The following is a 10,478-nucleotide window of genomic DNA, read 5'->3' on the forward strand; positions in this document are numbered from 1 at the left end:
AACCGGGGAGGCGCAGCGCGCCTCCCCGGTCCCAGGTCCACCCGTTCGGGTGACCGAACGATCCCTTGCGTTCTGTTCCGGACGGATTACGCCTGCCGGCGTACGCCCTGCGCGAGCTCGCCGGCGAGTGCGCGCACGGCCTCCAGGCCGGCCGCCTCGTCCGGCGCGTCGAGCATCCGCTTCACGAAGGCGGACCCGACGATCACGCCGTCGGCGAAGCCGGCCACCTCGGCGGCCTGCTGGGCGTTGGAGACGCCGAGCCCGACGCAGACGGGCAGGCCGCTGCCGGTGGCGCGGGTGCGTTCGACCAGATCGTGGGCCTGCGCGCCCACGGACTCGCGGGTGCCGGTGACGCCCATGAGCGAGGCGGCGTACACGAAGCCGCTGCCGGCCGCGGTGATCTCGGCGAGCCGCGCGTCCTTGCTGCTGGGCGCGACCACGAAGACCGTGGCGAGGCCGTGTTTCTCGGCGTGCTCCCGCCACAGCGCCGACTCCTGGACGGGCAGGTCGGGCAGGATGCACCCGGCACCGCCCGCCTCCGCGAGTTCGGCGGTGAAGCGCTCGACGCCGTAGCGGTCGATGGGATTCCAGTACGTCATGACCAGGATCGGCTTGCCGGTGGCCTGGTGGGCCTCCCTGACCGTGCGCATGACGTGCGCGATCTTGACGCCGCCGCGCAGGGCGATGTCGTCGGCGGTCTGGATGACGGGACCGTCGAGGACGGGGTCGCTGTGCGGCAGGCCGACCTCGACCACGTCCGCACCGCCGTCGAGGGCGGCCTTGATCGCCTCGATGCCGCCGTCCACGGTCGGGAACCCGGCCGGGAGGTAGGCGATGAGCGCGGCGCGGCCCTCGGCCTTGGCACCGGCGAGGGTGTCGGACAGCAGCTGGATGTTCCCGCTCACTTGGCGTCCCCCTCGATCTCCGCGGTGTCGGCGGCGTTGGCCGCGACCTCGGCGTCGGTGTCGTACAGGCCGAAGTAGCGCGCGGCGGTGTCCATGTCCTTGTCGCCGCGGCCGGAGAGGTTGACGACGATCAGGCCGTCCTTGCCCAGCTCCTTGCCGACCTCCAGGGCGCCCGCGAGGGCGTGGGCGCTCTCGATGGCCGGGATGATGCCCTCGGTGCGCGACAGCAGGCGCAGGGCCTGCATCGCCGCGTCGTCGGTGACCGCGCGGTACTCGCCGCGGCCGCTGTCCTTGAGGTACGAGTGCTCCGGGCCGATGCCCGGGTAGTCCAGGCCGGCCGAGATCGAGTACGGCTCGGTGATCTGGCCCTCCTCGTCCTGCAGGACGTAGGACCGGGAGCCGTGCAGGATGCCGGGCTCGCCCGCGGTGAGGGTGGCCGCGTGCTCGCCGGTCTCGACGCCGTGGCCGGCCGGTTCGCAGCCGATGAGGCGGACGCCCGCGTCCGGGATGAAGGCGTGGAACAGGCCGATGGCGTTGGAGCCGCCGCCGACGCAGGCGATCGCGGCGTCCGGGAGGCGGCCGGTGCGCTCCAGCAGCTGGCGGCGGGCCTCCACGCCGATGACCCGGTGGAAGTCGCGGACCATGGCCGGGAAGGGGTGCGGGCCCGCGACCGTACCGAAGAGGTAGTGGGTGCGGTCGACGTTGGCGACCCAGTCGCGGAACGCCTCGTTGATGGCGTCCTTGAGGGTGCGCGAACCCGACTTCACGGCGATGACCTCGGCGCCGAGCATGCGCATACGGGCCACGTTCAGAGCCTGGCGCTGGGTGTCGATCTCACCCATGTAGATCGTGCACTCGAGGCCGAACAGGGCGCAGGCGGTGGCGGTGGCCACGCCGTGCTGACCGGCGCCGGTCTCGGCGATGACCCGGGTCTTGCCCATGCGCTTGGTGAGCAGGGCCTGGCCGAGCACGTTGTTGATCTTGTGGGAGCCGGTGTGGTTGAGGTCCTCCCGCTTGAGGAAGACCCGCGCTCCGCCGGCGTGCTCGGCGAATCTCGGCACCTCGGTCAGGGAGCTGGGCCGGCCGGTGTAGTTGACCAGCAGGTCGTCGAGTTCGCGAGCGAACTCGGGGTCGTGCTTGGCCTTGTCGTACTCGACGGCCACCTCGTCGACGGCGGCGACGAGGGCCTCCGGGATGAACTTGCCGCCGAAGGCGCCGAAGTAGCCTTCGGCGCTCGGTACCTGACCCTCGGGGTCGGGGATGAAGAACTCGCTGGGCATGACTGAACCTCACGGTGAGTTTGGAAAAACCTGATCGCCGTGGGGGCGGGGCTTGTTCGACGGCGAAAGGCCGTCCGTGGCGTGTCGCGCAGTTCCCCGCGCCCCTAGAGGGCGCGCTGCCATCGGCGGCCGTTGACCTGCCCGGGTTCGTCACCGATGACGTAGCGGACACGGCGGCCGTGCACGCGGCGGGCCGGGGCGCGGCAGCCACGAGGGCGGCAGCCGCGCGCCAGGCGGGCGTACCGGTCCACGGTCGTCACGGTGAGAGTCATCGGCGTCAGCCTACCGAAGGTTCAGCCGCGTCCGTGGCGCAGAGCCGGGTGCTCGCCCGCCGCCACCAGGTCGGACACCGCGGTCTTCGGGTCCTTGCCGGTGACCAGGGACTCGCCGACCAGGACGGCGTCGGCGCCGGCGTTGGCGTAGGCGATGAGGTCGTGGGGACCGCGGACGCCGGACTCGGCGACCTTGACGAGGTGGTCGGGGATCTCCGGGGCCACCCGCTCGAAGGTGCCGCGGTCGACCTCCAGGGTCTTGAGGTTGCGCGCGTTGACGCCGATGATCTTGGCGCCCGCGTCCACCGCCCGCTCGACCTCGTCCTCGTCGTGCACCTCGACGAGCGGGGTGAGGCCGATGGAGACGGCGCGCTCGATGAGGGATTCCAGGGCGGGCTGTTCGAGGGCCGCGACGATCAGCAGCGCGAGGTCGGCGCCGTACGCGCGGGCCTCCCAGAGCTGGTACGACGTGACGATGAAGTCCTTGCGCAGGACCGGGATGTCCACCCGCGCGCGGACGGCCTCGAGGTCGGCCAGCGAGCCGCCGAAGCGGCGCTGTTCGGTGAGGACGGAGATGACGGCCGCGCCGCCCGCCTCGTAGTCCGCGGCGAGGCCGGCCGGGTCGGCGATCGCGGCCAGCGCGCCCTTGGAGGGGCTGGAGCGCTTGACCTCGCAGATCACCTTGACGCCGTCGCCCCGCAGGGCGGCCACCCCGTCCTTGGCCGCGGGTGCCTTCGCCGCGCGCTCCTTGAGCTCGTCGAGGCTGACGCGCGCCTGCCGCTCCGCGAGGTCGGCACGTACTCCGTCGATGATCTCGTCGAGCACACTCACGCGAGCGGCCCCCTTCCAGACGGTTGACAGTTGAAGCTTCGGACCGGCGGAAACCCGGTGGTCACTGCGATGGTATCCGCAGCAGGGCGTAGGCCTCGCATCCGGTTGACGCCGGTCCCTCTATCTGGACGCCCACCGGTTGATCAAGGACGCAGCCAGCCACCGAACGGCAGGTTCCGGACAACGGTGAAGACCAGCAGCAACGCCCCCAGCGCCCACAGGTGCGCCGGCCCGGGGGTGAGCCGCGGCGGGCGCCCGCGCGCCGCGCGCACCACCCATACGGTCCACAGGACGGCGAAGAGCGGGTAGCCGACGGTGGCCAGGGCGTTGTCGTGCAGCGCGGCCGCGAGGTCCCCGTGGACGAAGGCGTGCGCGCTGCGCAGGCCGCCGCAGCCGGGGCAGTACAGGCCGGTGACCGCGTAGAGGGGGCAGACGGGGTAGTGGCCGGGCTCGTCGGGGTTCACCGCGCCCACGTAGGCGAAGGCTCCGGCGACGGCCGCCATGATTCCGGCGGGCACGGCGAGGCGCGCGACCGGCGATCCGGTGCGGGACGGTGTGACGGTCTGGCTCTCGGCGTTCACGTCTCGCATTCTCCCCCCGTCGGGCCGCCACGCACGCGCGAGGGGCGATCCGGATGCGGATCGCCCCTCCCTGGGTCCGGTGGACGGACTCTCGCGCGCGTCAGCCCTTCGCGGCCGCGGTGGCCTGGCTGGCGGCCAGCTCCTCCTGGAACTTCGCGTGGGTGTCCTTGGGCTGGCCGAGGCCCATGGCGCTCATGACCCAGCCGACGATGCCGCCGATCACCACGAGCGCCATGCCGGCCCAGAAGCCCACGGGCTGAGCCATCACCATGAAGGCACCCGAAACGCAGAAACCGATGAAGGCGATGATGACACCGGTCCAGGCGGCCGGGGTGTGACCGTGGCTGCTGCCCGCCATGACTTGCTCCTCGTTGCTGTTTACGTGTCTGAGCCGGATGCTCCACCTCATTGTCCCGCACGCGCACACGTGCGCGTCTCGGGGGTGGCTCCAGCGGGGTCGGCCCCGGTGGGGCGCGGCGGCCCCGGCGCGGCGGGGCGTGCGGGGAACGCTACGCCCCCGTGGGGTCCTCGCCGCGGTCCAGCGCCTTCCACAGCTCCTCGGGCCGGTCGGGGTCGACGCCCTTGGCGGCCGTCCGGCGCGGCCGGGGCGCCCCGCTGCGCTCGTAGCGGCCGGACATCGCCGGCCAGTGACGCCCGTAGCGCAGGGCCAGCAGCCCGGCCAGCAGGATCAGCGCGCCGCCGACGGCCGCGACGTAGGGCCAGGCGGTGTGGGAGAGGGCGTGCACGGTCGCCGAGGTGTCGCCCGCGGCCCGCGCGGCCTCCTCGTCGAGCGCGGAGCTGTCGGAGACGCCCAGCAGGGCGGCGGCGACGGTGCCGGCGCCGCAGAGCGCGAGCAGGGCCGCGACCACCGCGCGGCCGGCCCCGCGGACCGCGAAGACGGCGACGAGCGCGGCGAGCCCCACTATGGCGAGCGCCGCGGGGACGCCCGTGACGTCGCTGCCCTTCGCGGTCAGCGAGAAGGGGGCGCCGGCCACGGTCGCGGTGCCCTCCGCCCAGCGCTGCCGGGTGGCCAGCAGCGTCACAGCCGCGCCGAGCGCGCCGGCGGACAGAGCCACGGCGAGGGAGACGCGGCCGGCCCGGGCGGGTCCTGCGGCTTGGGAACGGGGGTGCGGTACGGCAGTCACGTACTCCACTATCGCCTGCCTTCGGTCGGACGCGTCACCCGGGGCTGTCAACCCATGGCCGGATCATGGTTCCGCCATGGACACCTCAGGCGGGCCGGATGGCACGCCCAGGAGGGGCAAAGGATGGTCACGGCTTCAACGATCTTCTTGTTGACGTGTTCCAGCCACATTTAGGTTCACGCCGGTCCACGGGCGAACCGGCTCGCGGACCGATCGGCGCACCCGCATGTCTCCCCATGGTTCACCAGCCTCTCGGAGGAAGTACGTTGCGCAGAACCGTTTTGAACACCGCGGTCCGGCTCGGCGCCAAGTTCGTCTCCAACAGCTACGGCGGCTCCGAGTCCGCCGGCGACGCGACGTACGACTCCAGCTACTTCGACCACCCGGGCGTCGCCATCACCGTCTCCTCCGGCGACAACGGCTACGGCGTGGAGTACCCCGCCTCCTCCCGGTACGTGACGGCGGTGGGCGGCACCTCGCTGAAGACCGCGTCGAACTCCCGCGGCTGGACCGACACGGTGTGGAGCGGGGCCGGCTCCGGCTGCTCCGGCTACGACGCCAAGCCGGCCTGGCAGACCGACAGCGGCTGCGCCGAGCGGACCGTCGCCGACGTCTCCGCGGTCGCCGACCCCAACACCGGCGTCGCGGTGTACGACAGCTACCGGCAGGCCACCGGCTGGATGGTCTTCGGTGGCACCAGCGCCTCGGCCCCGCTGATCGCGGCGACCTACGCGCTGGCGGGCGGCTCCAACGGCAGCTGCGGCGGCACCTACCTGTGCACCGGCACCATCGGCTACGACGGGCCGTCCGGCCGCGGCGTGCCGAACGGGACCGCCGCCTTCACCGGCTGAACGGCCCTACCCGCCCAGCCTGTTCGCGGTGTGCACCGCGCGGAGGACCGCGGCCGCCTTGTTGCGGCACTCCTGGTCCTCCGCGACCGGGTCGGAGTCGGCCACGATGCCGGCTCCGGCCTGCACGTACGCGGTGCCGTCCCGCAGCAGGGCCGTGCGGATGGCGATGGCGGTGTCGGAGTCGCCCGCGAAGTCCAGGTAGCCGACGCAGCCGCCGTACAACCCGCGCCGGGACGGCTCCAGTTCGTCGATGATCTGCATCGCGCGGGGCTTGGGGGCACCCGAGAGGGTGCCCGCCGGGAAGCACGCCGTCAGGACGTCGAAGGCGGTGTGGCCGGCGGCCACTCTGCCGGTGACGGTCGAGACGATGTGCATCACGTGCGAGTACCGCTCGACCGACATGAAGTCGACCACCTCGACGGAGCCCGGCTCGCAGACCCGCCCCAGGTCGTTGCGGCCGAGGTCGACCAGCATCAGGTGCTCGGCGCGCTCCTTGGGGTCGGCGAGCAGCTCGTCGGCGAGGGCCTGGTCCTCCTGCGGGGTGGCCCCGCGGTGCCGGGTGCCGGCGATCGGATGGACCATGGCGCGTCCGGCCTCGACCTTGACCAGGGCCTCGGGGGACGAGCCGACGATGTCGAAGCCGTCGAAGCGGAACAGGTACATGTACGGGGAGGGGTTGGTCGCCCGCAGGACCCGGTAGACGTCCAACGCGCTCGCCGTGCACGGCGTTTCGAAGCGCTGCGAGGGGACGACCTGGAAGGCCTCGCCCGCGCGGATGCGCTCCTTGATGTCCTCGACCGCGTCCTGGAAGTCGGGGCCGCCCCACAGGGCCGTGTACTCGGGGAGTTCGGAGGGCGGCAGCACGGCGGGCGGCTGCGGGACGGCCCGGGACAGGTCCGCCTCCATCGCGTCGAGCCGGGCCACGGCGTCCGCGTGGGCCTCGTCCACGCCCGTGTCGAGGTCGTTGTGGTTGATCGCGTTGGCGATCAGCAGGACCGAGCCCTCCCAGTGGTCCATCACGGCGAGGTCGCTGGTGAGCAGCATGGTCAGCTCGGGCAGCCGCAGGTCGTCGCGCTCGCCGGGGCCGATCCGCTCCAGGCGGCGCACGATGTCGTAGCCGAGGTAGCCGACCATGCCGCCGGTGAAGGGCGGCAGGTCCTCCTGGTGCGGGGTGTGCAGCGCCTCGATGGTGGCGCGCAGGGCGGCGAGCGGGTCGCCGTCGACGGGGACGCCGACGGGCGGGGTGCCCAGCCAGTGGGCCTGGCCGTCGCGGGCGGTGAGGGTGGCGGCCGAGCGGACGCCGACGAAGGAGTAGCGGGACCAGGAGCGGCCGTTCTCGGCGGACTCCAGCAGGAAGGTGCCGGGCCGCTCGGCGGCGAGCTTGCGGTAGAGCGCGACCGGGGTGTCGCCGTCGGCGAGGAGCTTGCGCGTGACCGGGATGACACGGCGGTCGGCGGCGAGCTTGCGGAAGGTCTCGAGGTCCATGGCGGATGACCTTACTGACCCGCGGCCGGGACACCGGAGTCGGCGCCCTCGAGGAGGACGTCCGCGTCGAAGCAGGTGCGGGCGCCGGTGTGGCAGGCGGCGCCGACCTGGTCGACCTTGACCAGCACGGTGTCGGCGTCGCAGTCCAGGGCGACCGACTTGACCCACTGGAAGTGCCCGGAGGTGTCGCCCTTCACCCAGTACTCCCGGCGGCTGCGCGACCAGTAGGTGCAGCGGCCGGTGGTGAGGGTGCGGTGCAGCGCCTCGTCGTCCATCCAGCCGAGCATCAGCACCTCACCGGTGTCGTACTGCTGGGCGATGGCGGGGAGGAGGCCGTCGGGGCTGCGCTTCAGGCGCGCGGCGATCTCCGGGTCGAGGGGGCTGTGCGGAGGCGTACCGGTCATGGGGCCATTGTGCCGTGCGCCACGGACAGTGACGGCGTGGTGTCCACTACGCGGACCCGTGGTCCGGTCGTAGGCTGGCTGCATGTCGACATTCGCCAAGCGTGAACGACTTCTTCTCGCCGACCTGTTGGAGGCGGAGGGCCCGGACGCCCCGACCCTCTGCGAGGGCTGGCGCACCCGTGACCTCGCCGCGCACGTGGTGGTGCGCGAGCGCCGCCCGGACGCCGCCGGCGGCATCCTGATCAAGCAGCTCGCGCCCCGCCTGGAACGGGTGATGGCGGAGTTCGCCGCGAAGCCGTACGAGGAGCTGATCCAGCTCATCCGCACCGGCCCGCCGCGCTTCTCGCCGTTCCAGCTCAAGCAGGTCGACGAGATGTCGAACACGGTCGAGTTCTACGTCCACACCGAGGACGTCCGCCGGGCACAGCCGGACTGGACGCCGCGCGAGCTCGACCAGGTCTTCCAGGACGCCCTCTGGTCGCGGCTGGAGCGCACCGCCCGTCTGATGGGCCGCAACATCCCCACCGGGCTGGTGCTGCGCCGGCCCGACGGGCAGACGGTGGTCGCGCACCGCGGCACGCCCGTGGTGACGGCGACCGGGGAGCCGTCGGAGCTTCTGCTGTTCTCCATGGGGCGGCAGAGCACCGCCACGGTGGAGCTGGACGGCGACAAGGACGCCATCAGCAAGCTGCACGAGGCCAAGCAGCTCGGCCTCTGAGCCGGTCCGGTCACCGGATCGGCCTCTGCGCCGGTCCGGTCACCGGGGCAGCTCGGCGCGGCGCAGGGAGCCGGAGCACAGCGCCACCACACCGCCGAGAGCGCAGACCGCGGCGCACACCGCGAAGACGGGCCCGGTACCCCACAGGTCGGCCGCCCAGCCGACCACGGGGAAGGTGAGCGGTGCGACGCCGAAGCCGACGAGCGTGGAGGCGGCGGTGACCCGGCCGACGTAGGCCGGACCCGCCGCGCTCTGTATGAGCGCCCCGGTCACGGCTCCCGCCAGCCCGGCGAGCAGCCCGATGCACACGGCCACGAAGGTCCCCGCGGCGACGGTCGAGGTCTGGGCGAGCGAGCCGATGGCCACGGCGCTCAGAAGGTTCGTGACCGCGGTCACGAGGCCGGCCCGGGGCACCCGGCCGCGCCAGGTGAGCAGCAGCGAGGCGGCTCCGGCGCCGGTGCCGAATCCGGCCAGCACCCAGCCCATGCCGGAGGAGCCCCAGCCGCGGTCCTGGGCGAGCAGGGTCAGGCCGAGGTTCATCGGGCCGACGAACCCGAGGTCGCTCAGGGCCGCGGCGACCACCAGCGGGCGCAGCACCTTGTCCTGTCGGACATGACGCAGCCCGGCGCGCAGTTCGGCCAGGACCGAGGCCCGTTCGGGAACGTCGTCCGGGGCCGGCGTGCCCACCCGGACGGTCAGCAGCAGCGGCAGGGACGCCCCGACCAGCAGCGCGGCCAGCCCGAACGCCCCCGCCGTGCCGCCGAGGGCGACGCCGAGGCCGCCCAGCGGGCCGCCGAGGACGTTGGCGAGCCGGACGGCCAGGCCGCGCATGCCCTGGACGCGGGCGAGCTGGCCGCGCCCGGTTATCCGGGCGGGCAGGGCGCCCGCGGCGGGCAGGAAGACGGCGTCGACGAGACCGAAGACCACGGCGACCGCGCCCAGCAGCCACAGCCCGGGGCTGGCGGCGAGCAGCAGGGCCGCCGCGGTCAGGACGAGGACGGTGCGTGCCGCGGTGCAGACCAGGACGGTCGGGCGCGGTCCGTAGCGGTCGGCGATCACGCCTCCGCCGAGCATCAGCAGGGCGCGCGGCAGCGCGCCGGCCGCGGTGACCAGGCCGGCCTGGGCCGGGGTGCCGGACTGGACGGCGGCCCAGGACAGGGCGATGTAGTAGACGTTGTCGCCGATCGCGGACGAGACGTACGCGCCGAGCCAGCGCAGGACGTTGGCGTCGCGGTGGGCCGGGCCGGCGAGCGGGTCGGCCGTGGGGGCGAGCGTGGTGGGCACGCGGTCCGTCCTCTCAGACGCGGAAGGGGAAGCCGTACGTGTGCACCGCGACGTTCTCGCGGCCCTCGGTGTCGCCCGCCGCGTCGGCGGCGCGGCCGCGCTCCTCGTACCTGCGGACGAGGGCGTGCATCTCCTTGGACAGAGCGGTCAGTTCCTCCGGGGTGAGTTTGAGCAGCCACTCCGAGGAGTCGTGGGCGGTGGCCCAGGCGGCGCTCCAGTGGGCACGCTCGTCGAGGAAGCGGCGGTACATGTCGGCGCGCTGCTCGAAGAACAGGCGGCTGGCCGCGGTGTGCGCGGCGGCCTTCTCGGGGGCGTCGCGGAAGTCCTCGTCGCGGACGCTGACGCCGTCGGAGGCGGGCTGCCACCAGCGCTCCCGGCCGTCCGCACTCCGGGGCTCGGCCTCCTCGACGAGGCCGTGCTCGGCGAGTTTGCGCAGGTGGTAGCTGACCAGGGAGACGGCCTCGTCGACCTGCTCGGCCAGATGTGAGGCCGTCGCCGCGCGCGCGATGGTCAGGCACCGGTACAGCTGCATCCGCAGAGGGTGGGCGAGGGCCTTGAGGGTGCCCACGTCCTGGATACGGCGGTCTCTCTCCCTGTCTGCCATGCCCCCACGCTAGAAAGGAAAGAGAAATTGCACAATATATTTTGCGCAACTTCTCTTTCGCATCTGCCCATGAAGGAGCCCCGGTCACCAGGTGACCGGGGCTCACGACGGGCCGCGG

12 protein-coding genes and 1 pseudogene are annotated in these 10,478 nt (G+C 73.0%); 2 read left to right on the top strand and 11 right to left on the bottom strand.

From position 1 onward, the window contains the following. Nucleotides 1–86 precede the first annotated feature (86 nt). From trpA to LN251_RS04500, 7 genes are all read right to left on the bottom strand, one after another. The gene (gene trpA / locus LN251_RS04470) at nt 87–905 is read right to left on the bottom strand and encodes a tryptophan synthase subunit alpha (protein WP_458243184.1); all 819 of its coding nucleotides are present in this window, start codon (nt 903–905) and stop codon (nt 87–89) included. Next, complete coding sequence (gene trpB / locus LN251_RS04475; RefSeq protein ID WP_458243185.1) at nt 902–2,185, bottom strand: tryptophan synthase subunit beta; 1,284 nt, start codon at nt 2,183–2,185, stop codon at nt 902–904. Before trpB ends, trpA begins: the two co-directional genes overlap by 4 nt. 104 nt (nt 2,186–2,289) lie before the next feature. Then, complete coding sequence (trpM, locus tag LN251_RS04480; RefSeq protein ID WP_189947481.1) at nt 2,290–2,457, bottom strand: tryptophan biosynthesis modulator TrpM; 168 nt, start codon at nt 2,455–2,457, stop codon at nt 2,290–2,292. A gap of 21 nt (nt 2,458–2,478) precedes the next feature. Next, nucleotides 2,479–3,288, bottom strand: coding sequence for an indole-3-glycerol phosphate synthase TrpC (gene trpC, locus LN251_RS04485; protein ID WP_249834741.1), 810 nt, complete (start codon nt 3,286–3,288; stop codon nt 2,479–2,481). Between the two features lie 143 nt (nt 3,289–3,431). Continuing rightward, on the bottom strand, nt 3,432–3,878 hold the full coding sequence (locus LN251_RS04490) for a DUF2752 domain-containing protein (protein WP_458243186.1): 447 nt from the start codon (nt 3,876–3,878) through the stop codon (nt 3,432–3,434). A 91-nt stretch (nt 3,879–3,969) separates the two neighbouring features. Next, complete coding sequence (locus tag LN251_RS04495) at nt 3,970–4,227, bottom strand: HGxxPAAW family protein (RefSeq protein WP_058925885.1); 258 nt, start codon at nt 4,225–4,227, stop codon at nt 3,970–3,972. Between the two features lie 151 nt (nt 4,228–4,378). Beyond that, nucleotides 4,379–5,023, bottom strand: a complete 645-nt coding sequence (locus LN251_RS04500; RefSeq protein ID WP_458243187.1) for a TIGR02234 family membrane protein — start codon at nt 5,021–5,023, stop codon at nt 4,379–4,381. Between the two features lie 266 nt (nt 5,024–5,289). Between LN251_RS04500 and LN251_RS04505 the strand changes: the two are divergent. Then, nucleotides 5,290–5,865 (top strand): annotated as a pseudogene (locus tag LN251_RS04505) (S8 family serine peptidase); the annotation flags it as partial. Nucleotides 5,866–5,871: 6 nt separating this feature from the next. On the opposite strand, the gene LN251_RS04510 reads toward LN251_RS04505, so the two are convergent. Together LN251_RS04510 and hisI are read right to left on the bottom strand one after the other, a co-directional pair. Next, nucleotides 5,872–7,350 carry an anthranilate synthase component I gene (locus tag LN251_RS04510; protein ID WP_458243188.1) on the bottom strand — a complete coding sequence of 493 codons (1,479 nt, stop codon included), beginning with the start codon at nt 7,348–7,350 and terminating at the stop codon, nt 5,872–5,874. 11 nt (nt 7,351–7,361) lie between these two features. Beyond that, entirely contained in the window at nt 7,362–7,754 is a 393-nt protein-coding gene (hisI, locus tag LN251_RS04515) for a phosphoribosyl-AMP cyclohydrolase (RefSeq protein ID WP_458243189.1), read from the bottom strand. A gap of 82 nt (nt 7,755–7,836) precedes the next feature. Here hisI and LN251_RS04520 point away from each other — a divergent pair, with 82 nt between their 5' ends. After that, nucleotides 7,837–8,472, top strand: a complete 636-nt coding sequence (locus LN251_RS04520) for a TIGR03085 family metal-binding protein (RefSeq protein WP_249834746.1) — start codon at nt 7,837–7,839, stop codon at nt 8,470–8,472. Between the two features lie 39 nt (nt 8,473–8,511). On the opposite strand, the gene LN251_RS04525 is transcribed toward LN251_RS04520, so the two are convergent. Beyond that, nucleotides 8,512–9,756 carry an MFS transporter gene (locus tag LN251_RS04525; RefSeq protein ID WP_458243190.1) on the bottom strand — a complete coding sequence of 415 codons (1,245 nt, stop codon included), beginning with the start codon at nt 9,754–9,756 and terminating at the stop codon, nt 8,512–8,514. A gap of 13 nt (nt 9,757–9,769) precedes the next feature. Next, nucleotides 9,770–10,360, bottom strand: coding sequence for an ArsR/SmtB family transcription factor (locus tag LN251_RS04530; protein ID WP_458243191.1), 591 nt, complete (start codon nt 10,358–10,360; stop codon nt 9,770–9,772). Between the last annotated feature and the right edge of the window lie 118 nt (nt 10,361–10,478).

This window comes from Streptomyces sp. MAI_2237, assembly GCF_054189285.1.

Bases quoted from the DNA above. Each gene is read 5' to 3' on its own strand.
- trpB (WP_458243185.1), bottom strand. From the start codon at position 2,185: ATGCCCAGCGAGTTCTTCATCCCCGACCCCGAGGGTCAGGTACCGAGC.
- trpM (WP_189947481.1), bottom strand. From the start codon at position 2,457: ATGACTCTCACCGTGACGACCGTGGACCGGTACGCCCGCCTGGCGCGC.
- LN251_RS04490 (WP_458243186.1), bottom strand. From the start codon at position 3,878: ATGCGAGACGTGAACGCCGAGAGCCAGACCGTCACACCGTCCCGCACC.
- LN251_RS04495 (WP_058925885.1), bottom strand. From the start codon at position 4,227: ATGGCGGGCAGCAGCCACGGTCACACCCCGGCCGCCTGGACCGGTGTC.
- LN251_RS04510 (WP_458243188.1), bottom strand. From the start codon at position 7,350: ATGGACCTCGAGACCTTCCGCAAGCTCGCCGCCGACCGCCGTGTCATC.
- hisI (WP_458243189.1), bottom strand. From the start codon at position 7,754: ATGACCGGTACGCCTCCGCACAGCCCCCTCGACCCGGAGATCGCCGCG.
- LN251_RS04520 (WP_249834746.1), top strand. From the start codon at position 7,837: ATGTCGACATTCGCCAAGCGTGAACGACTTCTTCTCGCCGACCTGTTG.
- LN251_RS04530 (WP_458243191.1), bottom strand. From the start codon at position 10,360: ATGGCAGACAGGGAGAGAGACCGCCGTATCCAGGACGTGGGCACCCTC.